The organism is Pectobacterium sp. S5, assembly GCF_051707265.1.
GTDB lineage: Bacteria > Pseudomonadota > Gammaproteobacteria > Enterobacterales > Enterobacteriaceae > Pectobacterium > Pectobacterium polare.
In genome coordinates this window covers 82,069-107,441 of record NZ_JAULSZ010000001.1, presented here as the reverse complement: position 1 = coordinate 107,441, position 25,373 = coordinate 82,069, and the positions used below count along the sequence as shown (strand labels likewise).

General features: G+C 51.3%; 24 protein-coding genes and 1 other annotated feature. Of the genes, 9 read left to right on the top strand and 15 right to left on the bottom strand.

The window, feature by feature from the left end; all coding sequences use genetic code 11:
- Positions 1-69: 69 nt before the first annotated feature.
- Positions 70-246, top strand: coding sequence for a YciY family protein (locus QWJ20_RS00510; protein ID WP_085996914.1), 177 nt, complete (start codon positions 70-72; stop codon positions 244-246).
- Between the two features lie 87 nt (positions 247-333).
- Here QWJ20_RS00510 and QWJ20_RS00505 read toward each other — a convergent pair whose 3' ends face one another.
- Complete coding sequence (locus QWJ20_RS00505; RefSeq protein ID WP_433991623.1) at positions 334-2,007, bottom strand: Tar ligand binding domain-containing protein; 1,674 nt, start codon at positions 2,005-2,007, stop codon at positions 334-336.
- Positions 2,008-2,138: 131 nt separating this feature from the next.
- Entirely contained in the window at positions 2,139-2,435 is a 297-nt protein-coding gene (locus QWJ20_RS00500) for a YciI family protein (RefSeq protein WP_433991622.1), read from the bottom strand.
- A gap of 266 nt (positions 2,436-2,701) precedes the next feature.
- Here QWJ20_RS00500 and tonB point away from each other — a divergent pair, with 266 nt between their 5' ends.
- Positions 2,702-3,460 carry a TonB system transport protein TonB gene (gene tonB, locus QWJ20_RS00495; protein ID WP_174865638.1) on the top strand — a complete coding sequence of 253 codons (759 nt, stop codon included), beginning with the start codon at positions 2,702-2,704 and terminating at the stop codon, positions 3,458-3,460.
- A gap of 156 nt (positions 3,461-3,616) precedes the next feature.
- On the opposite strand, the gene yciA is transcribed toward tonB, so the two are convergent.
- The 3 genes from yciA to QWJ20_RS00480 all read right to left on the bottom strand — a co-directional run bounded on the left by yciA (position 3,617) and on the right by QWJ20_RS00480 (position 5,580).
- Positions 3,617-4,039 carry an acyl-CoA thioester hydrolase YciA gene (gene yciA / locus QWJ20_RS00490; RefSeq protein ID WP_039480896.1) on the bottom strand — a complete coding sequence of 141 codons (423 nt, stop codon included), beginning with the start codon at positions 4,037-4,039 and terminating at the stop codon, positions 3,617-3,619.
- Between the two features lie 19 nt (positions 4,040-4,058).
- Positions 4,059-4,628 carry a septation protein A gene (locus tag QWJ20_RS00485; protein WP_095699426.1) on the bottom strand — a complete coding sequence of 190 codons (570 nt, stop codon included), beginning with the start codon at positions 4,626-4,628 and terminating at the stop codon, positions 4,059-4,061.
- Positions 4,629-4,827: 199 nt separating this feature from the next.
- Complete coding sequence (locus QWJ20_RS00480) at positions 4,828-5,580, bottom strand: YciC family protein (protein ID WP_010275282.1); 753 nt, start codon at positions 5,578-5,580, stop codon at positions 4,828-4,830.
- A gap of 350 nt (positions 5,581-5,930) precedes the next feature.
- Here QWJ20_RS00480 and ompW point away from each other — a divergent pair, with 350 nt between their 5' ends.
- Positions 5,931-6,563, top strand: coding sequence for an outer membrane protein OmpW (ompW, locus tag QWJ20_RS00475; protein WP_095994521.1), 633 nt, complete (start codon positions 5,931-5,933; stop codon positions 6,561-6,563).
- 144 nt (positions 6,564-6,707) lie between these two features.
- On the opposite strand, the gene QWJ20_RS00470 is transcribed toward ompW, so the two are convergent.
- The 7 genes from QWJ20_RS00470 to QWJ20_RS00440 form a co-directional block, all read right to left on the bottom strand.
- Complete coding sequence (locus QWJ20_RS00470) at positions 6,708-7,439, bottom strand: oligogalacturonate-specific porin KdgM family protein (RefSeq protein WP_226309113.1); 732 nt, start codon at positions 7,437-7,439, stop codon at positions 6,708-6,710.
- Positions 7,440-7,824: 385 nt separating this feature from the next.
- Entirely contained in the window at positions 7,825-8,631 is an 807-nt protein-coding gene (trpA, locus tag QWJ20_RS00465; RefSeq protein ID WP_433991621.1) for a tryptophan synthase subunit alpha, read from the bottom strand.
- A complete protein-coding gene (gene trpB / locus QWJ20_RS00460; RefSeq protein WP_174866331.1) occupies positions 8,631-9,824 on the bottom strand; it encodes a tryptophan synthase subunit beta in 1,194 nt (397 codons plus the stop codon). The genes trpA and trpB overlap by 1 nt, the downstream gene beginning before the upstream one ends.
- Before the next feature lie 13 nt (positions 9,825-9,837).
- Positions 9,838-11,205 carry a bifunctional indole-3-glycerol-phosphate synthase TrpC/phosphoribosylanthranilate isomerase TrpF gene (gene trpCF / locus QWJ20_RS00455; RefSeq protein ID WP_433991620.1) on the bottom strand — a complete coding sequence of 456 codons (1,368 nt, stop codon included), beginning with the start codon at positions 11,203-11,205 and terminating at the stop codon, positions 9,838-9,840.
- A 7-nt stretch (positions 11,206-11,212) separates the two neighbouring features.
- Positions 11,213-12,211: an anthranilate phosphoribosyltransferase gene (gene trpD / locus QWJ20_RS00450; RefSeq protein WP_095699431.1), complete on the bottom strand. Its 999-nt coding sequence runs from the start codon at positions 12,209-12,211 to the stop codon at positions 11,213-11,215.
- Between the two features lie 83 nt (positions 12,212-12,294).
- Positions 12,295-12,873 (bottom strand): glutamine amidotransferase-related protein, encoded by a 579-nt coding sequence (locus QWJ20_RS00445; RefSeq protein WP_010275261.1) that lies wholly within the window; start codon positions 12,871-12,873, stop codon positions 12,295-12,297.
- Positions 12,873-14,435, bottom strand: a complete 1,563-nt coding sequence (locus tag QWJ20_RS00440; protein ID WP_433991619.1) for an anthranilate synthase component 1 — start codon at positions 14,433-14,435, stop codon at positions 12,873-12,875. The genes QWJ20_RS00445 and QWJ20_RS00440 overlap by 1 nt, the downstream gene beginning before the upstream one ends.
- Positions 14,436-14,466: 31 nt before the next feature.
- Positions 14,467-14,571 (bottom strand) — a sequence feature (Trp leader region).
- 213 nt (positions 14,572-14,784) lie between these two features.
- Here QWJ20_RS00440 and rnm point away from each other — a divergent pair.
- From rnm to rluB, 3 genes are all read left to right on the top strand, one after another.
- On the top strand, positions 14,785-15,657 hold the full coding sequence (gene rnm / locus QWJ20_RS00435) for an RNase RNM (RefSeq protein ID WP_039480868.1): 873 nt from the start codon (positions 14,785-14,787) through the stop codon (positions 15,655-15,657).
- 169 nt (positions 15,658-15,826) lie between these two features.
- Complete coding sequence (locus QWJ20_RS00430; protein ID WP_039480865.1) at positions 15,827-16,447, top strand: L-threonylcarbamoyladenylate synthase; 621 nt, start codon at positions 15,827-15,829, stop codon at positions 16,445-16,447.
- 179 nt (positions 16,448-16,626) lie between these two features.
- Complete coding sequence (rluB, locus tag QWJ20_RS00425) at positions 16,627-17,511, top strand: 23S rRNA pseudouridine(2605) synthase RluB (protein WP_039480862.1); 885 nt, start codon at positions 16,627-16,629, stop codon at positions 17,509-17,511.
- Positions 17,512-17,727: 216 nt separating this feature from the next.
- On the opposite strand, the gene cobO is transcribed toward rluB, so the two are convergent.
- Together cobO and QWJ20_RS00415 are read right to left on the bottom strand one after the other, a co-directional pair.
- Positions 17,728-18,318, bottom strand: a complete 591-nt coding sequence (gene cobO / locus QWJ20_RS00420; RefSeq protein WP_433991618.1) for a cob(I)yrinic acid a,c-diamide adenosyltransferase — start codon at positions 18,316-18,318, stop codon at positions 17,728-17,730.
- 17 nt (positions 18,319-18,335) lie between these two features.
- Complete coding sequence (locus QWJ20_RS00415) at positions 18,336-19,097, bottom strand: YciK family oxidoreductase (protein ID WP_433991617.1); 762 nt, start codon at positions 19,095-19,097, stop codon at positions 18,336-18,338.
- A gap of 356 nt (positions 19,098-19,453) precedes the next feature.
- Between QWJ20_RS00415 and sohB the strand changes: the two genes are divergently transcribed.
- Complete coding sequence (sohB, locus tag QWJ20_RS00410) at positions 19,454-20,500, top strand: protease SohB (RefSeq protein WP_433991616.1); 1,047 nt, start codon at positions 19,454-19,456, stop codon at positions 20,498-20,500.
- 75 nt (positions 20,501-20,575) lie between these two features.
- Here the strand turns inward: sohB and QWJ20_RS00405 are convergent, their stop codons facing one another.
- Positions 20,576-20,845 (bottom strand): YciN family protein, encoded by a 270-nt coding sequence (locus QWJ20_RS00405; protein ID WP_039276201.1) that lies wholly within the window; start codon positions 20,843-20,845, stop codon positions 20,576-20,578.
- 369 nt (positions 20,846-21,214) lie between these two features.
- On the opposite strand from QWJ20_RS00405, the gene topA reads away from it, so the two are divergent.
- Together topA and cysB are read left to right on the top strand one after the other, a co-directional pair.
- Complete coding sequence (gene topA / locus QWJ20_RS00400; RefSeq protein WP_103860717.1) at positions 21,215-23,815, top strand: type I DNA topoisomerase; 2,601 nt, start codon at positions 21,215-21,217, stop codon at positions 23,813-23,815.
- 505 nt (positions 23,816-24,320) lie between these two features.
- Entirely contained in the window at positions 24,321-25,295 is a 975-nt protein-coding gene (cysB, locus tag QWJ20_RS00395) for an HTH-type transcriptional regulator CysB (protein WP_005968651.1), read from the top strand.
- Positions 25,296-25,373: the final 78 nt, after the last annotated feature.

Below are 25,373 nucleotides of genomic sequence, written 5' to 3'. Positions count from 1 at the left end.
TTCACTGATTGTCGCCGTGAATGAGGGGGGTATAATGCCCCGCGCGAGTGTATTAACAAGAGTCGCATAATGAAACGCAGTCGGAATGAAGTGGGTCGCTGGCGGATGTTACGTCAGGTCCAGCGTAGAAGAAGTCGCTGGTTAGAGGCTCAATCACGTACGTATCGTCATATTCGCTCTGCCCGTTATCTGCAACAAAAGCAGCAGCGCCGGGCATTGCTCTATGCGGTAACCTACGACTGGTAAGCCAGTGAGGAAAATAGCGACCCGAGGTATGGTCGCTATTTTTTTATCACACGATTTATCACGCTCTGGGTTTATTCTCTCATCGGCTTATCCCATCGCTGGAATGCGCTGTGCCATTTCTATCTGATCGATCATCGGGTTAATGTCATCTTCCGTCGAGGGTAGGATGAACAGCGATACCGACGTATTTAAGCGTTCTGTTTGCTCCAGCAGTGAGGCGAAGGTGTGTGCCGAGGCTTCAACCTGTCCCGCATTTTCTCTTACGGTGTCGTTCAGCGTGCTAAGCCGTGCGGTGACTTCATGAATACTCTCGTTCTGCTGGTGCGATATCTCCGAAATCTCGCTCAGAAACGTTCCCGTGCCTTTCGCGGTCTGAATGATGTGTTGCAGGCTGTCATTCAGTTTGTTCACCAGTCGCGTTCCGGCGGTGACGCTGTTATCAGAATCACGAATCAGCACATTAATATTTTGGGCAGAATGGCTGCTTTGCGAAGCCAGCGTGCCGACTTCCCGCGCGACAACGGCAAAGCCGCGTCCCATCGTTCCGGCTCGTGCGGCTTCAATGGCGGCGTTCAACGACAAAATATGTGTCTGGAACGCCACGTTCTCAATCATCCCAATCGCTTCCGTCATCTCACGCGTTCTGCCTGCAATGTCTGACATCGCCACCTTGACGTCATTCATCATTGTCTCACCCTGTGCGGCGATCTTGCTGGTGTCTTCCGCGTGCAAATTAGCCTGTTGGGTATGCTGGGTATTTTGTTCCAGATGCTGGCTAAGCTGAATAATATGTTCTGTGGTGATTTTGAGCTCGTGGGATTGGCGGTTTGCCTGTTCGGAAAGTCGATGGTTATCTGCCGCGACTCGATCGACCTGCGTCACCATATGGTCAACGCCTTGGCGAACCTGATTGACCAAGGTCACCAGACCTTCCTGCATTTGAATGACGCTAGCATTAAGCTGTTCAACTTCGCGTGTACCGCGCGTTTTTGTATTGACCGCATGCGAAAGGTCGCCCGCAGCGATCAGTTTTAAATGGGCAATAATGTGCGTCAGCGGACGAATAATGATCCGGCTTACGCCAATCCACACGGCGATGGCGATCGCCAGCAAGAGGCCAAGAACTGTAATGAAAATCGTTTTTGCGTTATCGAGAGAGGATAAAAATTGTTGACCATGCTGCTTTTGCAGCGCATCGGTATCTTGCAGATAGTGCGAATACTTCTGGGTAAAATCGCTCTGGTAGGCCTGTACCGGAATGGCAAAGAAAATATCGATCTGATTCGTGGTCTTTATTCCCTCGGCCAGTTCGACGAGCCCGGAATAAAGCTGGCTATAGCTCTTTTTCAAATCGATAAAAGCCGCAGTGTCCGCTTCAGCTGTTGTGACCGTCCCCAGTAATTGGTAGTGCTCCTGCGCCTGTTTTAGAGACACTTCCGCCTCATCCATCAGGCTATGCCAACTGCCTTCAGACCCCGTTTCTTTATCTACCAACAGATAAATGCCCGCGCGGTTGAGTTTATCGCTGGCACTCATCACTTCCATCCGCGCTTTATCCATTAAGGCTTGCTGCTGGCGAAGGCTCTCGTTAGCGGAAATATCCTGCCGAACCTGCGTCATCGTTTGCGAAATGACGCCGACGGAAACCAATTGCAGTAAAGAAAATAACCCAATGATCAATAACAATCCGGAGAGAATACTGAGGCGATGACGGCGGCGGATAGTAGCAACTCCGTTTCGCAAAATCGCAGGCATTAACATGATTGCTGACCCTCTATAAATGAATAGCGGTCAAATTATCACTGTTAAATGACTAAAATATTTCAGCTTTTGACGGGGGCGAAAAGGGTCATGGTTTTCTAGTACAACCATGACCTGTATCAATTGAACCCTTAAAACACTTTTTTGAATGGCTTCACGCTGACGTGTTTATAGACGCCCGCTGCGATGTAAGGGTCGGCGTTGGCCCATGTCGTTGCCTCATCCAGCGATGTGAATTCGGCGATAATCACGGAGCCGCTAAAGCCAGCCTGACCGGGATCTTCGTTGTCGATTGCAGGCAACGGGCCAGCGGTAATCAGTCGACCCTGATCGCGCAATGCCTGTAAACGGGCAAGATGGTCCGGTCTGACCGACAGGCGTTTTGCTAATGAATCAGCATTATCTTCAGCATAAATGACGTAGAGCATAGCGACCTCACAGGTGGGAAGGTACCCTTCATCGTTTGGGGTGCCGGGTTTGAGACCCCCAGCGGTCAAACGCTATCGGGTAAGAGAAACGTGTTTCTATCATCATACGTGATGTTGTTTGAAGACAATAGTACGAGGACAATAGGTTGATTTGCCAGAGTAATCCCCCCACGATTTCTGTTTTTTTAACAATTCCACGGGTTGTTATTGAATATGATTGCTATTTGCATTTAAACTTGGGCGGCATAAGAGGATAAAGACAGACTATGCCGCAAAAAAAGTTTTTTTTGACCCGCCGTTACTCATGGCCATTCATACTTTCAGTCGGTTTTCACGGTTCACTGATTGCAGGTTTGCTGTACGCATCATTTAATAATTCAATCGAATTACCGCAGGAATCTAAGCCCATCAGCGTTGTGATGGTGAACCCTGCGGCCTATGAAGCGGCACCTGCTGCTAAATCTGCCCCGGAGCCAGAGCCGGTTAAGCAGCCCGAACCAGAGCCGGAACCGATTCCAGAACCGGAGCCCGTGCCGCAGCCGGTTCCTATGCCATTACCTGAACCAAAGCCCAAGCCGCCGAAACCTAAACCGGAGCCTAAGCCGGTGAAGAAGGTGGAGCAACCTAAGCCGGTTAAACGTGAACCGACGGTTGAAAAACAGCCGCCTTCGCCGTTTACCAGCACAGAGCCAACGCGCAATGTGACGAATGCGCCAGTGAAGCAGGCACCGGCACCCGCAGCAAGCACGCAGTCAAGTGGGCCACGTCCGTTGAGCCGCGCACAGCCTCAGTATCCGGCGCGTGCGTTTTCTCTGCGCGTTGAAGGGCGGGTAAAAATGCAGTTTGATGTGGACGAGTCTGGACGTGTTGACAACGTGCGCGTGCTTTCTGCTGAGCCACGTAATATGTTCGAGCGCGATATCAAACAGGCCATGCGTAAATGGCGTTATGAAGCGGGTAAACCGGGCAAAGATTTGGTTGTGACCATCGTCTTTAAAATTGACGGCGGGGCGGCAGTCGAATAGTTCACGCCGATATGAAAAAGAAACGGGGCGCCATCTGTGTAGATAGCGCCCCGTTTTCGTTATGTCTTTATATCTGGTAACGATATATTTGGTAACAATGCATCCGGTAATAATTTAGGTACTTGCGCCAGCGAATGCTGAGTCTGATGCCAGACGTTACTCGCTTGGCGTGAAGTTGCTTTTACCCGCAGGCAACTCACGCGGATGGCCTTCTTCATCTACGGCGACGTAGGTGAATAACGCTTCGGTCGCCCGATAGCGCTGACCAATCGGCTCAGAGGAGACTTTCTTCACCCACACTTCAACGTTGACGTTGATAGAACTGCGGCCCGTGCGTAAGCAACGCGCATAGCAGCAAACCACATCGCCAACAGCGACAGGTTTTAAGAATGACATCCCATCAACCCGTACGGTAACGACACGTCCTTCGGCAATTTCTTTCGCCAGGATCGCGCCACCCATGTCCATTTGCGACATCAGCCAGCCGCCAAAAATATCGCCGTTCGCATTGGTATCAGCTGGCATTGCCAGCGTGCGAAGAACCAGTTCGCCCTGTGGTAACACGTTTTGTGTGCTCATTGTGTCTATCTCGCTTTGGCTATTGCTGCTGTTCGCTTTTTTCTTCTTCTGACTTTTCCTGATCGTTAGGCAAGTGACGATAGATATAAACGCCACAAATCAGCGTAAACAGCAGCGTCACACCGGTCAGACCAAAGACTTTGAAATTAACCCAAACGTTTTGCGGTAACCAGAAAGCAATATAGATGTTAACCAGTCCACACACCAGAAAGAACATAGCCCAGGCGAAATTCAGTTTCCCCCAGACGGGTTGCGGCAAAGTTAACTCTTTACCCAGCATTTTCTGAATCAGGGTTTGTTTCATTACAAACTGGCTAACCAGCAGGGCAATGGCGAACAAGCCGTAGATGATGGTGACTTTCCACTTGATAAACAGGTCGTTATGGAACACCAGCGTTAGCGAACCGAAAACGACGACCATGGCAAAGGTGACCAGCGTCATTTTCTCTATTTTACGATACATCACCCAGGTGACCACGAGTGACAGCGCCGTTGCCGCAATCAGTGCACCCGATGCGATATAGATGTCATAAAGTTTATAGGCCGCAAAAAAAACGACCAACGGTATAAAATCAAGAAGTTGCTTCATTATGTCAATCCATCACTCAACAGTGTCGTAATCATAACCCGCGAGAGTTATCCGATAGCTCATGCCATTATCCTTTATTGTGGAACACCATTCCCGAGATATTGTAATAATTTGCAGAAAATTACGATTGGGTAGATAGCGAACGGGGATCTGGCGGAACCTATGCCACCAGAGCGATGGCATAGGTAGAGTGCGGTAATTAAGCGCGCAGCAGCATATAAAGGCGGAACAGATAAATGAGCAGGATCGCGGAGATCAGGTTGCCCAAGCCATTCAGAACCACGCCGAGCACGGTCGGTGAGGAAATCGGTAACTTCGACACGATCAGCAAAATGGCGATTTTAGCCAGTAGCCACATCACGATGGCAGGCGCGGTTGCACGCAGGTTGCCGTAAGCCAGTTTGGTACTCACTTTAATCGCATTGAAAATCCCGCTTTTTTCCGTAACGACAATCACGGGTGACAAACTCAGCGCAATAGCGAGCAGCACGCCAGGAATGACCAGAAGCATCATGCCAAGCTGGATGAGCAGGGTGCACAGCAAGATCAGGATAAGCAGACGCAGTAAAAAGGGGGCAGAGGCGCCAATTGCTCGCAGTGCACTGGTGCGCTGTCCGTCAGAAACCAGCTGGATCAGCATCAGAACCCCGCCCGTCAGCAGCGCATTGCCCACTAACGCAGCAAAGGTGCCTGCTGCCGACATTTTCAGTAACACGGTTTGTTGTTCCGGCGTCATCTGCTGAATCATATCCATCAAGCCAGCTTCGACAGAAGATGACAGATCGCTGCTGGAACTGCTCAGAATCTGTAACTCGTCTCCAGAAGGCGATAGTGCATGATTCAGTATGACAGTAATGAATGCCGTCAACAGTGACATCATTAAGATGCTGATGAACTGGTTGCGGGTGAAATTCATTGTGTCACGGTACAACGTGTTAGCCGTGATAGGCATGCAGGCTCCTTGAAAAAAGATAAATCGACAGAGAGAACTTAACTCCCAATTGTAACCTGTTAATTCGCGCTGTGGCACCCCGTCAACGACGCAATGCTGCTTTTCCCCTCACTATGAGGTCAGTACGGCATGGCTGCTCATAATGGCGCTTATCGCTACCTGCGGCATATGCGATGTTCTTACGGTACTATTGATCTGGATCAATTTCATGAATTTTAATGAGTTAGCGATAAATGATTCAGTTCAATTTAGGCCTAAAATCTTTAAAAGATGTGATCTGGCTTAAAACAAGAATACCTACTTAGGGGTATATTTCGCTCGAAATTTAAACCCTATAAATGGAGTGGGTAATGAAAAAGACATCTTTCTTATTGTTGGCAGCGGCGCTCATGCCTGCATTGGCGCAGGCTCATCAAGCGGGTGATTTCATTGTTCGGGCGGGTTCAACAACCGTACGGCCTGCTGAAAGCTCGGACAACGTACTGGGTTTAGGTGAGTTTCAGGTGAGTAACAATACTCAACTGGGTCTGACGTTTAGCTACATGGTGACGGACAATATTGGGGTTGAATTACTTGCCGCCACGCCGTTCAAACATAAAGTCGGAACACCGGGAACGGGGACTATTGCGGAAGTTAAGCACCTGCCGCCTTCACTGGTCGCGCAGTACTATTTTGGTGATACTCAAGATAAATTACGTCCCTATTTGGGTGTTGGCCTGAATTACACCCTGTTCTTCGATGAGAAATTTAATGATACGGGGAAAGGTGCAGGGCTGAGCGATCTGAGCCTGAAGAATTCCTGGGGCCTTGCTGCGCAGGCAGGGTTGGATTACAACCTGGATAAAAACTGGCTGCTTAATATGTCCGTGTGGTGGATGGATATTGATACCGATGTGAAGTTTAAAGCTGGGAACGATCAGCAAAGTATCCATACTAAACTTGATCCATGGGCCTTTATGTTTGGCGTAGGTTATCGCTTCTGATTGTTAATTTAATTTCTTTATTTCTCTCAAAGAGTAAAAAAAACGGCGAAGTAAATAACTTCGCCGTTTTTATAGACAGGAAATAACAAACCAATAAAGAGAACGCTATTTTTATTACAGCAATTATCTAAATGGCGTTAGCCATTAGAAATTGTATTGTACACCAACACGGTAGCGAGTTTGACGCTCGTCAGTGTTTTTGCTGCCAACAACGTTGCCGACTTCAGCATAAGGCGTCCAGTTTTTGTCATATTTATACGCTAACTTAACGTTGTGAGTCAGGCCATAGTTGTCGTTGTCGGCAATGTAACCAGGAGCTCCAGCTTTGGTCTTCTTGTCGTATTCAAATTCGTATTCAACCACAAAGTTCGCAGGCAGTTTATAACCCAGCGTACTGGTGATGGTGTAGCCTTTAATATCGGTAGGGTTCGCAGCTGTACTGGTATTACCGATGTTGTTACTTTTACGCAGGTAAGATGCACGGTAGCGCAGACCATAGTACAAAGAATCGGTAATGTTGGCGGTGCCTTTGAGGTAAGGGCGATAGTTGTTGTCGTCTGAAGTGGTAACCATGTTTAGGCCGGTTTCCAATCCAAACGTTTTGTTGAATTTGTACTGATAGCTGGCGGTAACTTCTGTACCGTTGCTGACCGTCTCGTTATACGGTTTATTTGGGGTGGTATCATTTTTTGATTGACCCCATTTGCCTTCCAGTGACAAGCCAAAACCGTTGTCAAAACGGTGAGACATCAGCAGGCGATCTTTATGATCGTTCTTTGCCGAATCATTCATTTCATGACGATAGTCAATCGTCACAGCCATGGAGCTTAAGCTGATTAAGGAGGTTACCACCATCGTCAATATTTTAACTTTCATTTTATTATCCCAAGTCAAAGAGAATTATTATTTAAAAACGCGCTGCCACTTTTGTTCAGCGATTCCATTCTATTTATTATTTCTTACAGTAATGTGAACAAGATCGTTAAAAAGAGAAAATTTTAAATGATCTCAGTTCTGTGATTTTCTTCGTATTTTATTCGTGGGATTTATGCGGTTTAAAAGTTAAGGGGTAATTAATTTATTTTGTTGATGCGGAATTAAATAATTATTTCAATTTGAAAACATTTCTTACAATTATAATAAAGTGGAAACTAAATAATAATTGAAGATGCTTCGCGTTAATTAAATAAGAAATAATTTGAAACATTATTCGGCGCGCGATAGGACTTGTGTGAAGCACAAATCGCGCGCCTGAAACGTGTTATGAACGCGTAGCCGCTTTCATTTCACTCACAAAGGCGTGTAACTCGGACAGCATGACGTCGGGCTGGTTCAGATTTTTTTCGATAATCCGTACGATCGCAGACCCTGAAATGGCACCCGCTGCGCCTGAGGCTAACGTTTCGCGCACTTGAGCAGGATCGGAAATACCAAATCCTTGTAACGGCGGGGCAGCATGATACGCATTCAGTTTGGCAACCAGATGATTCAGTGGCAGTTGCGCACGCTTTTCTGCTCCAGTCACGCCCGCACGTGACACTAAATAGGTGTAGCCACGCCCATAAGAGGCGATCTCACACAGCAGTTCATCGTCAGCATTGGGTGGACAGATAAAAATGGGGGCAATGCCGTGTCGCAGCGCAGCCGTACGGAACGGTGCAGACTCCACTACCGGCACATCCGCCACCAAAACTGAATCGACGCCAACCTGCGCACAGCGCTGATAAAATTCATCAATACCGTTGCTGAAGACCAGATTGGCATACATCAGCAGGCCAATCGGGATTTCTGGGTATTTCTGACGTATGGCCGCTAGCATTTCGAAGCATTGGTCTGGTGTGACGCCTGCTGCAAAGGCGCGCAGGTTGGCATCCTGAATGGTCGGGCCATCTGCCAACGGGTCAGAGAAGGGCACGCCCAGCTCCAACGCATCGGCACCGGCGGCAATCAGCGTGTCGATAATTTTCAGGGACTGCTCGGGGGAGGGATCGCCCAGCGTAACAAACGGAACGAACGCGCCTTCCTTTTTCTCTGACAGGCGGTTAAATAACTGTTGATAGCGCTCCATTAGATTTCTCCCCGATCTTTCAAAATATCGTGCACGGTAAAGATGTCTTTATCACCACGGCCGGACAGATTGACCACCAGCAGTTGCTCTTTCTCCGGTTCCGCTTTAATCATCTTCAAAGCGTGTGCCAGCGCGTGGGAGGATTCCAGCGCGGGAATAATCCCTTCACCACGGCAGAGCGCTTTGAAAGCATCCAACGCTTCATCATCGGTAATCGAGACATAGTCGGCTCGACCAATGCTGTTCAGATAGGCATGCTGCGGCCCTACGGACGGGAAATCCAGCCCGGCAGAAATAGAATAGGACTCTTCAATTTGCCCGTCAGACGTTTGCATCATCGGAGACTTCATACCGAAATAAATACCCACGCGGCCGTGTTTTAACGGTGCGCCGTGCTGCCCGGATTCAATACCCAAGCCGCCCGGCTCAATGCCGATCAGACGGACATCGGTATCATCGATAAAATCAGCGAACATCCCAATCGCGTTAGAGCCACCGCCGACACAGGCTAATACCGCATCTGGCAAACGACCTTCTTTTTCCAGGATCTGCGCTTTGGTTTCCTCACCAATCATGCGTTGAAACTCGCGCACGATAGTCGGATAAGGATGCGGGCCAGCCGCCGTCCCCAGCAGATAGTGTGCCGTTTCATAGCTGCCGGACCAGTCACGCAGCGCTTCGTTACAGGCATCTTTCAGCGTGGAAGAACCGCTATGAACTGGAATCACTTCTGCCCCCATCAGACGCATGCGGAAGACGTTCGGCGACTGGCGCTCAACGTCTTTGGCACCCATATAGACGCGGCATTTCAGGCCGAGCAGGGCGCAAGCCAGCGCCGTTGCGACACCGTGTTGGCCCGCCCCGGTCTCGGCGATGATTTCGCTTTTACCCATGCGTTTAGCCAGCAGCGCCTGTCCGAGTACCTGATTGGTTTTGTGCGCACCGCCGTGCAGTAGATCTTCGCGTTTCAGGTACAGCTTGGTTTTTGTCCCTGCGGTCAGGTTTTTACACAGGGTTAACGCTGTCGGACGACCCGCGTAGTTTTTCAGCAGATCGGTAAATTCAGCCTGAAATTCAGGATCTTTTTGTGCGCTGACGAAAGCCTCTTCCAGCTGGCGTAACGCCGGGATGAGGATCTGCGGAACAAACTGTCCGCCGAATTCACCGAAATAAGGGTTGAGTAATGTCATAATTTTCCCGTCTGTTTTAGTGCTGTGGTTGACGTAATGTCGCAAAAACCGCAGCAATTTTATGTGAGTCTTTTTTTCCCGGTTCGCTTTCTACCCCGGAATTGAAATCCAGTCCTGCGCAACCTTGCTGTGCTGCCAGTGCGCAGTTATCGCTATTCAGGCCACCGGCTAACAGCACGTTATCCAATGACTGATTCGCCAGCAGCGACCAGTTGAAGGTTTTACCGCTGCCGCCCTGACCGTTGTCAAACACGTAGCGATCGACGTGGGCGAGATTGCACTCAGGCAGGGCATCCGCGATGCTCAGCGCTTTCCAAATCTGGCAGGTTGCAGGTAATTGCTGGCGTAGCCGGTCGATGGTCTGTTGATCTTCATCGCCGTGCAGCTGAACGGCCGCTAACCCTAATTGCGTTGTGATAGCAACGATGTGTTCGACAGGCGCATTGCGGAAAACACCGACATAGCGCAGTGGGGCACCCGTCATAACGTCGGCGGCTTGTTTGGCGTCAACATAGCGTGGGGAGCTGGCGACGAAGATTAAACCGCCATAGAGCGCACCTGCGTGATAGGCGGCTTGTGCATCTGCTGCACGCGTTAGGCCGCAGACCTTGTTCTCACCTAGAATAACGCGGCGTACCGCGCCGTTCAGATCCGGCTCGGACATCAGTGAGCTGCCGATCAGGAAGCCCTGAGCAAACGCGCTGAGTTCACGAATCTGTGCCTGGCAATTGATACCGGATTCACTGATCACAGTGACGCCAGCAGGCAGACGCGGTGCGAGCGTCCGGGTACGGTCGAGGTCAATAGAGAGATCGCGCAGGTCGCGGTTGTTGATCCCAACGACGCGTGCTTCGAGCTGAATGGCCCGCAGTAGCTCTTCTTCATTACTGACTTCTGTCAACACGCCCAGCTTCAGGCTGTGTGCTACTTCGGCCAGTTGCTGATACTGCTCGTCGTCCAGCACGGACAGCATCAGCAGAATGGCATCGGCCTGATAGTAGCGAGCCAGATAGATCTGGTAGGGCGAAATAATAAAGTCTTTACACAACACCGGCTGATGTACTGCCGCGCTAACCTGCGGCAGGAAAGCAAAATCGCCCTGAAAATACTTCTCGTCGGTCAAAACGGAAATGGCAGACGCGTAATCTTTATAGACCTGAGCTATCGCTACCGGGTCGAAATCATCGCGAATTAATCCCTTCGACGGTGAAGCCTTTTTGCATTCAAGAATAAAGGCGGGCTTATCTTGTTTCAGCGCCTGATAAAAGTCGCGCTGGCTGGGAACGATCTCATGCTGAAAAGAGGCCAGCGGCTGTGCTTTTTCTCGTTCCGCAACCCAGAGCGCTTTATCACGCACAATTTTATGTAATACGGTTTCCTGCATGGTTCCATTATCCTCTGGCGGACAGGGCGATAACGCGCTGATAAGCCTGTCCACTATGAATGACTTCAAGTGCCTGTTGCGCATTCTGGCGCAGATCTTCTTGTCCGAACAATCTCAGGAGCAGCGCAACGTTGGCGGCAACCGCCGCGGCGTGCGCGCGTTCACCTTTACCTTGTAGCAGTGACGCGAGAATGTCACGATTTTCTTCTGGCGTACCGCCCTGTAATGCCGACAGCGGATACGCATCCAGCCCGAAATCGCGGTGCGTCAGTTCGTAGGTTTCGATCTCGCCATTGTTCAACTCGGCAACCTGCGTCGGTGCATGAAGCGCGACTTCATCCATTCCGCCACCGTGTACAACCGCGGCACGCTGGTAGCCCAGCACTTTCAGCGTTTCGGCGATAGGACGAACCAATTCGGGGCTATACACGCCAATCAGCGCCAGCGGTGGGCGAGCGGGGTTAACCAACGGCCCCAGCACGTTGAAGACGGTGCGCGTTTTGAGCTGCTGACGTACCGGCATGGCATGACGGAAGCCCAGATGGTATTGCGGAGCAAACAGGAAACACACACCCAGATCGTCCAGCGCCTGACGGGAATCCTGCGCGCTCATATCCAGCTTAATGCCGAAAGCGGAGAGCAAGTCAGAGGAACCGGAACGGCTGGATACGCTGCGGTTGCCGTGCTTGGCGATTTTCAGGCCACAGCTGGCAGCAACGAAGGCACTGGCCGTCGAAATGTTGATGCTGTTGGTGCCGTCGCCGCCTGTGCCGACGATATCGGCAAATAAATAGTCAGGGCGTGGGAACGGCTGCGCATCGGCCAGCAAGGCCGTGGCGGCGCCGGCGATCTCATCGGGATGCTCGCCGCGCACTTTCATGCTAATCAACGCCGCTGCCAGCTGGCTGGCTTCCAGTTCACCGCGAATAATGGCACCAAACAGCGCCTGACTTTCCTGACGGCTGATAGGGTTCGCGCCGTATAATTTTTCCAATATGTGTTGCATTGTCATGACATCCTGAGCAGTAGACGGTTCCCGGGTCTTAGAAGACGGTTGTGTAGCAGACAGTTGCATAATCGTATCCCTCGTTAAGCCAACGCCCAGTCCAGCGTTTGCTCCAGCAGTCGAGCGCCGTGCGTGGTCAGGATCGACTCAGGGTGGAATTGAAAACCGCAGACGCGATCCGCATCGTTTCGTACGGCCATGACCATCGTGTTGAAGTGTGCATTGACGGTCAGCGTCGAAGGAATGTTGCTACCGACCAGCGAGTGGTAGCGAGCGACGGGCAACGGATGCGGCAAACCGCTAAACATGCCGCTGGCATCGTGGTCGATGGCAGATGCTTTGCCGTGCAGGATTTCACCCGCCTGACCGACATGGCCGCCGTAGGCTTCCACAATGGCCTGATGGCCGAGGCAAATGCCGATAATCGGCAGCTGACCGCGTAAACGTTGCAGCAGTTCCGGCATACAACCCGCTTCGGCTGGCGTGCCGGGGCCGGGGGAGAGCATCAGGATCGGTTTTTCCATTTGCTGTAACCGCGCGATGATGACGTCGGCAGGCAGATGGTTACGGTAAATCACGACCTGATGACCGCTGGCACGCAGCTGATCCACCAGGTTGTAGGTGAATGAATCGATGTTATCGAGCAGCAGGATATCGGCCATCAGAAAATCTCCTTTGCATGGTGCGCGCTGGCAATGGCTCGCAGTACGGCCCGGGCTTTATTGCGTGTTTCGTCGGCTTCGGCCTGAGGGTTAGAATCCAGCACCACGCCCGCACCGGCCTGAACGGTGGCAATACCATCTTCGACATAGGCGGAGCGAATGACGATGCAGGTGTCCAGGTCGCCGTGAGCGGTGAAGTAGCCCACCGCGCCGCCGTAGCTGCCGCGTCGGGTTTTCTCACTTTCGGCAATTAGCTGCATGGCCCGGACTTTCGGCGCGCCGCTCAGCGTGCCCATGTTCATGCAGGCGCGGTAGGCGTGCAGCACATCTAAATCTTCACGCAATGTGCCCACTACGCGGGAGACCAGATGCATCACAAAGGAATAGCGGTCAACTTTGGTCAGATCTGCAACGTAACGACTACCCGGCTGACAAATGCGCGCCAGATCGTTACGGGCTAAATCTACCAGCATCAAATGTTCAGCCAGCTCTTTATGGTCGGTACGCATTTCCAACTCAATACGGCTATCGAGATCGCGATCCAGCGAGCCATCGGCACGGCGACCGCGCGGGCGGGTACCGGCAATGGGATAGATTTCGATTTGGCGGCTGTCAGCATCGTATTTCAGCGAGCTTTCCGGCGAGGCACCGAACAGCGTGAAGTCCTGATCCTGCATGTAAAACATGTAAGGGCTGGGATTGCTATCCTTCAGCGTTTGGTAGGCGGCCAGCGGTGAAGGACACGGCAGAGAGAAACGACGTGACGGCACGACCTGGAAAATTTCACCGATGCGGATGGCTTCTTGCATCTGACTGACGACTTCACCGAAGGCTTCATCGCTCTGGTTGCAGCTCAGCGTCATATCTTCGATGGACTGACGCGGCAGCGCAGGCGCGGGTTGGGTGAGCTGAAGTTGCAGCTGTTCCAGACGCTGTTGCAGACGCTGCTTTTCGCTATGGTTCGGTGTAAACAGGCTGGCTTGCAGTGCGGTCACTCGTTTTTGGTGGTCAAGCACCAACAGCGTTTCTGCCAGATAGAAGCAAAAATCTGGGCAACGCTGCTGCTGGCTCAGCGCAGGTAATTCTTCAAATCCTGCGACCAGATCGTAGGCGAACAGGCCGCCGAGGAACATGGCTTCACGCTCGTCTGTCGGGCAGGCGACGAGCGTCAAAATCTGGCGTAAGGCATCAAACACGGACAGCGAACGCAGGCGAGCATCTTCGTCCTGCATGGCGTCTGCCAGTGGGAACGTGAGTTCACGACCGTTCGGACGCGGTTGATTGATAATCTCCACTGGCAGCGCGGCATCCAGAAGCGGCAGGAGGCTGGCGCCGTTTGCGGTTAATGCCTGAATGGAAACCTGCTGGCCCAATGCGGTGATGCGCAGTGCGCTATCGACGATCAACAGGCTTTTCAGGTTTTGCTTGCTGTCGATTTCAGCCGACTCTAACAGCAACGTTGCCGGTCTGGCACCGCAGAGCTGATGGAAGATGGCGCTGGGGTCGTTACGATAAACGGCCTCGATACGCAGCAGTTCCAGTTTAGGTTGTGTTGTTTGCATTCTTGCTACCCGTTTAATGTTGTGCCCATCAAATAAAAAGCCCGCTTAGTTAAGCGGGCCTGGGAATATCTGCATGTGTGATAACAGCGATGCGTGATTAGTCCACCCGCGATAGGGAAGCGCGCCACCAACCATGTTTCATCATTTTCTGCGTTGCCATTATCATCATCTCACTGTTTGTATACTGTCTGCGTACCGAACTTACGTACTAGTTAACTGGTTCGGCGATAAAATGTCAACACCTTCAATATGATTATTTTATTACTCAGGGAAACGGCGGGCATTACCATTTGCTTCCTATTAATGGCATCATGCGGCCTTCGCATTATTCTTGTTAATGGATAGGCTTGTGCCAGAAGATTCTCAACCGATATCGTCATTTCCACTTTATGATTTGCATAGCCATACCACGGCATCAGATGGCCTTTTAACGCCGACGGCGCTGGTCAGCCGGGCGGTAGACATGCGGGTGAGCGTGCTGGCCATTACCGATCACGACACGACGGCTGGACTTGACGAAGCGCAGAATGCGATTGCACAGCAGGGGTTGCCCCTGAGGTTGATTCCCGGCGTGGAGATCTCCACGCTGTGGGAAAATCATGAGATCCATATTGTCGGGTTGGGGATGGATATTGCACATCCAGCGTTAACGGGGTTGCTGCAACAGCAGGCAGCGTGTCGGCAGAGTCGGGCGGAACAGATTGCGGCTCGATTGGAAAAAAACCGCATTCCCGATGCGCTGGCGGGCGCACAGCGTCTGGCGACCGGAGGGCAGATTACACGTGCGCATTTTGCGCGTTATCTGATCGAACTGGGTATCGCGGCGAATATGAATCAGGTGTTCAAAAAATATCTGGCGAAAGGCAAAATCGGCTACGTGCCACCGCAGTGGTGCACCATTCCGCAAGCGATTGAGGCGATTCATCAATCCGGCGGTGTGTCGGTGTTGGCGCATCCGGGGCGCTACGATTTGACGGCCAAATGGTTAAAGCGTCTGTTAGCTACCTTCGCAGAAAGCGGCGGGATCGCGATGGAAGTGGCGCAATGCCAACAGGCACCGGATGAGCGTACGCAGCTGGGGCGCTATGCGCGCGACTTCAACCTAATGGCGTCGCAAGGATCGGATTTCCATCTGCCGTGCGCCTGGATTGAGCTGGGCCGCAAGCTGTGGTTGCCTGCCGATGTCGAACCCGTTTGGCATCATCCCGTGTTGGTAGACTAGCGATGCATAGCCGTGTTGATGCCATGTCGTTCTTTTTGAAATAACAAATTCATGGAATAACAATCTTTTACCATCAACACGTTCTATAATAATTCTATTGCACTATTTGCACGATGAAGCGGGTTGGAATTCACAACGCCGCGAAATGTCAGACGTACGAGGTAGGGTCATGAGCCAGTTTTTTTATATTCACCCACAGAATCCGCAACCGCGATTGATCAATCAGTCGGTGGAATTTTTGCATAAAGGTGGGGTGATTGTTTATCCAACGGATTCCGGTTACGCGTTGGGCTGTATGTTGGGCGAAAAGAACGCGTTGGAACGCATCTGCCGGATTCGCGATCTGGGTAGCGATCATAACTTCACGTTGATGTGTCGCGATCTGTCCGAACTGTCGACATATGCCCATGTTGATAACTCGGCTTTCCGGTTGATTAAAAATAATACGCCGGGTAATTACACGTTTATTCTGAAAGCGACGAAAGAGGTGCCTCGCCGCTTAATGAATGAAAAGCGTAAAACCATCGGCCTGCGCGTGCCGTCCAACCCTATCGCACTGGAGCTGCTGGCCGCGCTGAATGAACCGCTGATGTCGACTACGCTGATGCTGCCGGGAAATGATTTCGCCGAATCCGATCCAGAAGAAATTCAGGACAGATTGGGAAAACTGGTGGATTTGATTATTCACGGTGGCTCGCTGGGTCAACAGCCGACGACGGTTATCGACTTGACCGAATCCGTGCCGCGCGTCGCCCGTGAAGGCACCGGTGATGTCACGCCGTTCCTATAAGTGCAGCGACGAGCGGTAACAATGGGAATACAAATGGTGCGAAGATCGGTATAATCGCGCCAGTTTTTAATACGACGAACGATTTTTACGTACACACTATTTTTACGTAACGTGCTGAATTTTATCAGCAGTTATGACTCCCCCCCGACGCCTGGGAAGGCGACACTAGAGGTTGCTCAATGAGCGAAAAGTTACAAAAAGTTCTGGCGCGTGCCGGACATGGCTCACGCCGCGAAGTTGAAGTTATCATTCAGGCTGGACGCGTCAGCGTTGACGGTAAGATTGCCACTCTGGGCGATCGCGTTGAAGTGACGAAAGCCACCAAAATCCGTATCGATGGTCATGTGGTTACCGTTAAGGAAACCGAAGAGTCCGTGTGCCGCGTACTGATGTACTATAAACCGGAAGGTGAGTTGTGTACCCGTAACGATCCTGATGGCCGCCCGACGGTATTTGACCGTCTGCCAAAAATTCAGGGCTCTCGCTGGGTTGCAGTAGGGCGTCTGGATGTCAACACTTCCGGTCTGCTGCTGTTCACGACCGACGGTGAGTTAGCTAATCGCCTGATGCACCCAAGCCGTGAAGTTGAGCGCGAATATGCCGTGCGTGTCTTCGGTGTTGTTGACGACGAAAAGATCAAACAGCTGAGTAAAGGTGTACAGCTGGAAGACGGCCCTGCATCATTCCGCACTATCCGCTATCAGGGCGGTGAAGGTCTGAACCAGTGGTATAACGTGACGCTGACCGAAGGGCGCAACCGTGAAGTTCGCCGTCTGTGGGAAGCGGTTGGCGTGCAGGTCAGCCGCCTGATTCGCGTGCGCTACGGCGACATTTCGTTGCCGAAAGGCATTCCGCGTGGTGGCTGGACAGAAATGCCGTTGGAACAATTGAACTATCTGCGTGAGCTCGTGCAGCTTCCGGCAGAAACGGTATCGAAACTGCCAGTTGAGCGTGAGCGCCGTCGGGTGAAAGCGAACCAGATCCGTCGGGCGGTAAAACGTCACAGCCAGCTCAACAGTGCTCCGGCGCGCCGTACCTCGCCAAAGTCGAAGCGCAACGGTTAATATCGTTATTCCTACGCTTCACGGGCAGCCTTCGCTGCCCGCAATAGGCTATTGACAAACCTATTTACCGAATGAAAACGGGCGTAACGGAATAGAAGAGTAAAGCGTTTGCGCCAGGGATGGCGCAATCCGAGCTTACATGGACGTACTTGCAGCGTCTTTACGATCTATCCGTTACTCCCGCGCACCGGCCTTTGTCAGCAATAAGGCTAACGACTACCAGTCAATGCCTTGCTGTGCCTGAATCCCGTTATCAAACGCGTGTTTTACCGGACGCATTTCTGTCACGGTATCGGCCATTTCTAGCAAATCACGATGGCAACCTCGTCCGGTAATAATGACCGTCTGACTGGTAGGGCGCTGTTTTAATGCAGTGACAACGTCACTTAAATCCAGATAATCATAGCTAATCATATACGTCAGTTCGTCCAGCACGACGAGGTCGAGTTGTGGATCGGCCAGCATGCGTTTGCCATGCTGCCAGACGTGCTGTGCCGCTTCGGTATCCGTCTGGCGATTCTGCGTATCCCAGGTAAAGCCCGTCGCCATGACTTGAAATTCCACGCCGTGCTGTTGCAGCAGATTCTTCTCACCGTTAGGCCATTCACCTTTAATAAACTGGATCACGCCCGCCCGCAATCCGTGGCCTATCGCTCGCGTGACGGTACCAAACGCTGCGGTGGTTTTTCCTTTCCCGTTACCGGTGAAGACGATCAGGATACTGCGCGTTTCATTCGCGGCGGCAATGCGGGCGTCGACCTTTTCTTTCAGGCGCTGTTGGCGTTGCTGGTGGCGTTCATCGCTCATCGTGCGTGTCTTCTCTATTATTCGGCTGGACCGGCTTTTCTGCCCGGCTGTGCGTCAAAACTCATCCCCGTCTTGCGGCGGCTGTCATCGCCCATCAGGTAGAGATACAGCGGCATAATATCTGCTGGCGTTTTCAGTCTCATCGGATCTTCATTGGGGAAGGCCGATGCACGCATTCCCGTACGCGTTCCACCGGGATTAATACAGTTCACTCGTAGATTTTGTGAACGGTATTCATCGGCCAGCACTTGCATCAAGCCTTCTGTCGCGAACTTGGATACGGAATAGGCTCCCCAGCCGGCGCGACCTTCGCGGCCCACGCTGGAACTGGTGAAAACCAGAGAAGAGCACGGTGATTTTAATAACAGAGGTAGCAGCGCCTGTGTCAGCATAAAGGTTGCGTTGACGTTGACCTGCATAACCTGATGCCAGATTTCTGGCGTTTGCTGTGTGACAGGGGCGATTTCCCCAAGTAATCCGGCGTTGTGGAGAACCCCATCCAGATGCGGCACAACCTGCGCCAGTTCGTCAGCCAGTTGAAAGCACTGCGCGGAGGATAAAGCCAGCATATCGCAAACAACAACGTGTGCTGGCGTACCGTGATCCTGCTCGATCTGCTGTTTAACCGACTGAAGTTTACTTTCTGTCCGCCCTAATAAGATGACGTGTGCGCCGTAGCGGGCGTAGGTCAGCGCAGCTTCCCGACCGATGCCGTCGCCCGCACCGGTGACCAGAATGATGCGGTTTTGCAGTAAATCGATTTTAGGTTGGTAATGCACAATGAATTCCTCTTGCCGTGGCGCAAAACAGCCACGCTTCAGATAATAGACCTGCCATCGCGTGTCGGCACGACGATATGCGTCGGTCGTGCCGCTCGGAACGTCAGATAACGGCGCATCCGGGCAGGGTGAATGGGGGTGTTATGCCTCAAATGTCGTATGTTTTCAATGAGACTGCCTCTATTTATCCCCGTGCTGTTGTAAAAAGCAGCAACAGGCGTAAAAACCGCAGGAATAACATCGCCATATTGCGTGCCATCAGTTAGGTTATAGGAAGGGAATGGCGCACGACGTCAACGCCATGGTTGGTGAGTAAACCAACATTAATTAATACGCAGTCAATGAGGACGGTGTTTGTGGAATTACTTTCTCTGTACGGTTTATTCCTGGCTAAGGTACTCACCATCGTGGTGGCTATTGGTGCGTTAGTCGTTCTGGCATTCGGGATGACGCAGCGTAAACGCCCACATAAAGGTGAGTTGCAGGTCACGAATCTGGGTGAACAATATCAGGAAATGCAGCGCGAAATGCAGACTGCCTGTATGAGCGACACCGAGCGTAAGCTGTTATCGAAACAAGAAAAGAAGAAAGAAAAAGAAACCGCGAAGCAAGATAAACAGCGCGCCAAACGTGGAGAAGAGAAAAGTGTTAAGCCGTGCCTGTACGTGCTTGATTTCAACGGCAGTATGGATGCGGGCGAAGTCAGTTCGCTGCGTGAAGAGATCTCCGCCGTGCTCGCTGTGGCGAAACCGAAAGATGAAGTCTTGCTGCGTCTGGAAAGCCCTGGCGGTGTAGTGCACGGTTATGGGTTGGCGGCCTCACAATTGCAACGTTTACGTCAGGGCGGCGTACGTTTGACGGTTTCCGTGGATAAAGTGGCTGCCAGCGGCGGATATATGATGGCCTGTGTGGCTGACCGCATCGTAGCGGCACCGTTTGCGATTGTCGGGTCTATTGGCGTCGTGGCGCAAATCCCCAATTTCCACCGTTTACTGAAAAACAAAGACATTGATGTTGAGTTGCACACCGCGGGTGAATTCAAACGTACGCTGACGCTGTTTGGTGAGAATACTGAACAAGGCCGTGAGAAATTCCGCGAAGATCTGAATGTCACACATACGCTGTTTAAGGACTTTGTACAGCAGATGCGCCCTTCGCTGGATATTGATTCGGTAGCGACGGGAGAGCACTGGTTTGGCTCTCAGGCGAAAGATCTGGGGTTAGTTGACGCTATCGGCACCAGTGACGATCTGCTGATTGCTGAAATGGCCAACCATGAAGTCTTAAGCGTTCGCTATACGCGGCGTAAACGCCTGCTGGATCGTCTGACGGGCAGCGCTGGCGATACCGCAGAACGACTGATGCTGCGCTGGTGGCAACGTGGTTCAAAGCCCCTGCTGTAATTGCTAAAAGATTAAGCCGTACACAATCAAATGCCCGCGAATTTGCGGGCATTTGTTTTTAATCGATCAAGCTATTTAATCGATCAAGTCATATTTTTCGGATAAAACATGCGCAAGATGCTTGAACATGTTAAATACCGCGGTGCTTTTTAAGGTCGGTATTCCGTTCTCATCGAGAAAAAACTCACCGCGAAAAACCAGCACGCCGTTTTTTTGTTCTACGCTATCAGCGACCATGCCATGCAAATAATCATCGTGATGTTTAATGATGTCATTGGCTTCAATTAATAAGCTCTGGCGGTCAATAGGACGCTTTTCTTCGTTAACCTGATGTTCAGGTGACATGATTGTTACTCCTGTACTCACCCTTGAAAAAAGGGGGCGTTGCACTATATCAATAAGGCTATTTCTAAAATCAACACAGCGATTTTAAAACGCAATGCGGTTATTTCAAAAGTCGCACCAAGAGAAAGGGTACTGCGATACGGTTTCAGCGTAAAGCGTAGATTATGATGCAAAGGGACTACATTTTAGGTGCTTACCTGCCGATATTCAGTGTGGCAGGAAGCGGATAAAACAGAGTTTCCATGCTAATTAGGTTGCGTGGCAATATTTATCAGGTAGAGTGTGGGATTTTGCGCAGTCAGTAGAATCCGCTCTGGATGCCCCGAAAAATATCTGATTTTCAGAAGAATTCAGCAGGTAATAGTACATATGGGTAAAGCTCTCGTTATCGTCGAGTCCCCGGCAAAAGCCAAAACGATCAATAAGTATTTAGGCAATGACTACGTGGTTAAATCCAGCGTCGGTCATGTGCGCGATTTGCCGACGAGTGGCTCAGTCAGTAAAAAGAGCGCGGACTCAACGACTAAAGATAAAACGAAAAAGAAAGTCAAAAAGGATGAGAAATCCGCGCTAGTTAATCGTATGGGCGTCGACCCTTATCATGGCTGGAAAGCCAACTACGAAATACTGCCGGGTAAGGAGAAGGTTGTCTCCGAATTAAAAACACTGGCGGAAAATGCTGACCACATCTATCTCGCAACCGACCTTGACCGCGAAGGGGAAGCCATTGCCTGGCACCTGCGGGAAATCATTGGTGGTGACGATCAGCGTTTCAGCCGCGTGGTGTTTAACGAAATCACGAAAAATGCCATTAAACAGGCGTTTGAAAAACCCGACACGTTGAATATTGACCGCGTGAATGCCCAGCAGGCACGTCGATTTATGGATCGCGTGGTGGGTTACATGGTTTCTCCGCTGCTGTGGAAAAAAATTGCCCGTGGCCTGTCCGCTGGGCGCGTACAGTCGGTTGCGGTACGCCTGATTGTCGATCGCGAGCGTGAAATCAAAGCGTTCGTGCCGGAAGAATATTGGGAACTGCACGCTGATTTGCTGGCAGGCAGCGATATTCAACTGCAAATGCAGGTGACGCACCACAACGGCAAACCGTTTAAACCGGTTAATAAAGAACAAACACATGCAGCGGTCAGCCTGCTTGAGAACGCGCGCTATGTGGTTGCCGATCGTGAAGATAAGCCGACCAGCAGCAAGCCGGGCGCACCGTTCATCACCTCCACGCTGCAACAGGCTGCCAGTACGCGCCTTGGCTTCGGCGTGAAAAAGACCATGATGATGGCGCAGCGTCTGTACGAAGCGGGCTACATTACCTACATGCGTACCGACTCAACGAACCTCAGTCAGGATGCCTTGACGATGGTACGTGGCTATATTGGCGAAGAATTCGGCAAGCGCTATCTGCCGGAGTCAGCGAACCTTTACAGCAGCAAAGAAAACTCGCAGGAAGCGCACGAAGCGATTCGTCCTTCCGATGTCGGCGTGTTAGCTGACAACCTGAAAGATATGGAAGCCGATGCGCAGAAGCTGTATCAACTGATTTGGCGTCAGTTCGTCGCCTGCCAAATGACACCAGCGCAATACGATTCCACTACGTTAATCGTGGAAGCTGCCGATTATCAGCTGCGTGCCAAAGGCCGTACACTACGCTTCGATGGCTGGACGAAAGTCATGCCTGCGTTGCGTAAAAATGATGAAGACCGCACGTTGCCGACCGTGGCGGTGGGCGAAGCGCTGTCGCTGCAGAAACTGCTGCCAGGGCAACACTTCACTAAACCACCTGCACGTTATAGCGATGCTTCTTTGGTTAAAGAGCTGGAAAAACGCGGGATTGGTCGTCCGTCTACCTACGCATCTATTATTTCAACCATCCAGGATCGCGGCTATGTCCGAGCGGAGAATCGCCGTTTCTACGCCGAGAAAATGGGTGAAATCGTTACCGATCGACTGGAAGAGAACTTCCGCGAACTGATGAATTACGATTTCACCGCACGGATGGAAAGCCGCCTCGATCAGGTCGCCAATAATCAGGCGGAATGGAAAGCGGTACTGGATGAGTTCTTCAACGAATTTAGCCAGCAGTTGGAAAAAGCAGAGCAGGATCCTGAAGAAGGCGGCATGCGTCCCAATGCGATGGTATTAACCAGCATTGACTGCCCAACTTGCTCTCGTCAAATGGGTATCCGTACTGCCAGTACCGGGGTGTTCCTGGGCTGTTCCGGCTATGCACTGCCGCCGAAAGAGCGCTGTAAGACCACGATCAACCTGATACCGGAAACGGAAGTGCTGAACGTGTTGGAAGGCGACGATGCCGAAACCAACGCGCTGCGTGCTCGTCGTCGCTGCGAAAAATGCGGTACGGCGATGGACAGCTACCTGATTGATAATCAGCGCAAGCTGCACGTTTGCGGGAATAACCCAGCCTGTGACGGATATGAGATCGAAGCCGGTGAATTCCGCATCAAAGGCTACGATGGTCCGATTGTTGAGTGCGAGAAATGTGGCTCCGAGATGCACCTCAAAATGGGTCGCTTCGGTAAATACATGGCATGCACCGGCGAGACGTGTAGTAACACGCGTAAGATCCTGCGTAATGGCGATGTTGCGCCACCGAAAGAAGATCCGGTGCCGTTGCCTGAGCTGCCTTGCGAGAAGTCTGATGCCTATTTCGTATTACGTGATGGAGCAGCAGGGGTTTTCCTTGCCGCTAATACGTTCCCGAAATCTCGCGAAACGCGGGCGCCGCTGGTAGAAGAACTGGTGCGATTCAAGGATCGTTTACCGGAAAAACTGCGCTATCTGGCCGATGCTCCTGTGGCTGATAAAGACGGCAACAAAACGCAGGTACGTTTCAGCCGTAAGACCAAGCAGCAATATGTCTCGTCAGAGAAAGACGGCAAGGCAACGGGCTGGTCAGCTTTTTACATTGATGGCAAATGGGTTGAAGGGAAGAAGTAACTTCTTTCAGTTACCCTGCACATAACTCGGTTATGTGTAAGACATCGCTAAATCAAGCCAGCCGCAAGGCTGGCTTTTTTGATCGCAGAAAATATCCAGATAAAACAGATATATGAAGATTGTGCTGCGGTAGCATAAGGATTGTTGATCCGTGATAGAGAATAATGCGGTTTACCTCGGTGATAATCGCCTGCACCGCGTTCTTTATCGCTGCCGCCATGCAAAAATGGTTATATAAAAATAGTTTTTATGATTAAATGACATTAATTGATGGAAATATGCGCCAGGTGGTTAAGGCGTATACCCTAAATAATTCGAGTTGCGTGAAGGCGGCAACTGCGCGAGTCCCCAGGAGCTTACATAAGTAAGTGACTGGGGTGAGTAAAGGCGGCCAACGCACAAGCAGCTTGAAGTATGACGAGTATAATCAAAGTCAATAAAACGGAACGTCGTCAGAACGTCGTGAGATGCCACGCGCACACTTCAATTGGGAATGGGATAAATTATGAAACTACAACAGCTTCGTTATATTGTTGAAGTTGTTAATCACAACCTGAATGTGTCTTCTACCGCAGAAGGGTTGTACACCTCCCAGCCGGGGATCAGTAAACAGGTCCGCATGCTGGAGGATGAGTTGGGCATTCAGATTTTTGCCCGTAGTGGAAAACACCTGACACAGGTGACACCCGCCGGACAGGAAGTCATCCGCATTGCACGTGAAGTGTTGTCGAAAGTCGATGCCATCAAAGCGGTTGCTGGGGAACATACCTATCCTGATAAAGGGTCGCTGTATGTCGCGACCACGCATACGCAGGCGCGCTACGCGTTGCCAAGCGTCATCAAAGGCTTCATCGATCGCTATCCTCGCGTGTCGCTGCACATGCATCAGGGCTCGCCGACGCAGATTGCTGAGGCCGTTGCGAAAGGCTCTGCGGATTTTGCTATTGCGACCGAAGCGCTGCATTTGTACGACGACCTGATCATGCTGCCGTGCTACCACTGGAATCGTGCGGTGGTAGTCAAACCGGATCACCCGCTGGCGTCTAAGACCGATATCACCATCGAAGAACTGGCCGCTTATCCTATCGTCACCTATACCTTTGGTTTTACCGGTCGCTCCGAGCTGGATACGGCGTTTAATCGCGCTGGCCTTACGCCGCGTATCGTCTTTACCGCAACGGATGCCGATGTCATTAAGACCTACGTGCGTTTAGGGTTGGGGGTCGGGGTTATTGCGAATATGGCGGTCGATCCGCAGACGGAAACCGATCTGGTGACCATCAACGCTAACAGCATCTTCAGCTACAGCACGACGAAAATTGGCTTCCGCCGCAGCACGTTCCTGCGCAGCTACATGTACGATTTCATCCAGCGCTTTGCGCCGCACTTAACGCGCGATGTTGTTGATTCTGCCGTTGCGCTGCGTTCGAATGATGAAATTGAAGCGATGTTCAAAGATGTGACGCTGCCAGTGAAGTAAACGTCATTCAGGCCGGATCAACCAACGTAAAAAAAGCCAGACACTGTCTGGCTTTTTATCATCTGACTATCATCTAAT

Bases quoted from the DNA above. Each gene is read 5' to 3' on its own strand.
- QWJ20_RS00510 (WP_085996914.1), top strand. From the start codon at position 70: ATGAAACGCAGTCGGAATGAAGTGGGTCGCTGGCGGATGTTACGTCAG.
- QWJ20_RS00505 (WP_433991623.1), bottom strand. From the start codon at position 2,007: ATGTTAATGCCTGCGATTTTGCGAAACGGAGTTGCTACTATCCGCCGC.
- QWJ20_RS00500 (WP_433991622.1), bottom strand. From the start codon at position 2,435: ATGCTCTACGTCATTTATGCTGAAGATAATGCTGATTCATTAGCAAAA.
- tonB (WP_174865638.1), top strand. From the start codon at position 2,702: ATGCCGCAAAAAAAGTTTTTTTTGACCCGCCGTTACTCATGGCCATTC.
- yciA (WP_039480896.1), bottom strand. From the start codon at position 4,039: ATGAGCACACAAAACGTGTTACCACAGGGCGAACTGGTTCTTCGCACG.
- QWJ20_RS00485 (WP_095699426.1), bottom strand. From the start codon at position 4,628: ATGAAGCAACTTCTTGATTTTATACCGTTGGTCGTTTTTTTTGCGGCC.
- QWJ20_RS00480 (WP_010275282.1), bottom strand. From the start codon at position 5,580: ATGCCTATCACGGCTAACACGTTGTACCGTGACACAATGAATTTCACC.
- ompW (WP_095994521.1), top strand. From the start codon at position 5,931: ATGAAAAAGACATCTTTCTTATTGTTGGCAGCGGCGCTCATGCCTGCA.
- QWJ20_RS00470 (WP_226309113.1), bottom strand. From the start codon at position 7,439: ATGAAAGTTAAAATATTGACGATGGTGGTAACCTCCTTAATCAGCTTA.
- trpA (WP_433991621.1), bottom strand. From the start codon at position 8,631: ATGGAGCGCTATCAACAGTTATTTAACCGCCTGTCAGAGAAAAAGGAA.
- trpCF (WP_433991620.1), bottom strand. From the start codon at position 11,205: ATGCAGGAAACCGTATTACATAAAATTGTGCGTGATAAAGCGCTCTGG.
- trpD (WP_095699431.1), bottom strand. From the start codon at position 12,211: ATGCAACACATATTGGAAAAATTATACGGCGCGAACCCTATCAGCCGT.
- QWJ20_RS00445 (WP_010275261.1), bottom strand. From the start codon at position 12,873: ATGGCCGATATCCTGCTGCTCGATAACATCGATTCATTCACCTACAAC.
- QWJ20_RS00440 (WP_433991619.1), bottom strand. From the start codon at position 14,435: ATGCAAACAACACAACCTAAACTGGAACTGCTGCGTATCGAGGCCGTT.
- QWJ20_RS00430 (WP_039480865.1), top strand. From the start codon at position 15,827: ATGAGCCAGTTTTTTTATATTCACCCACAGAATCCGCAACCGCGATTG.
- rluB (WP_039480862.1), top strand. From the start codon at position 16,627: ATGAGCGAAAAGTTACAAAAAGTTCTGGCGCGTGCCGGACATGGCTCA.
- cobO (WP_433991618.1), bottom strand. From the start codon at position 18,318: ATGAGCGATGAACGCCACCAGCAACGCCAACAGCGCCTGAAAGAAAAG.
- QWJ20_RS00405 (WP_039276201.1), bottom strand. From the start codon at position 20,845: ATGTCACCTGAACATCAGGTTAACGAAGAAAAGCGTCCTATTGACCGC.
- topA (WP_103860717.1), top strand. From the start codon at position 21,215: ATGGGTAAAGCTCTCGTTATCGTCGAGTCCCCGGCAAAAGCCAAAACG.
- cysB (WP_005968651.1), top strand. From the start codon at position 24,321: ATGAAACTACAACAGCTTCGTTATATTGTTGAAGTTGTTAATCACAAC.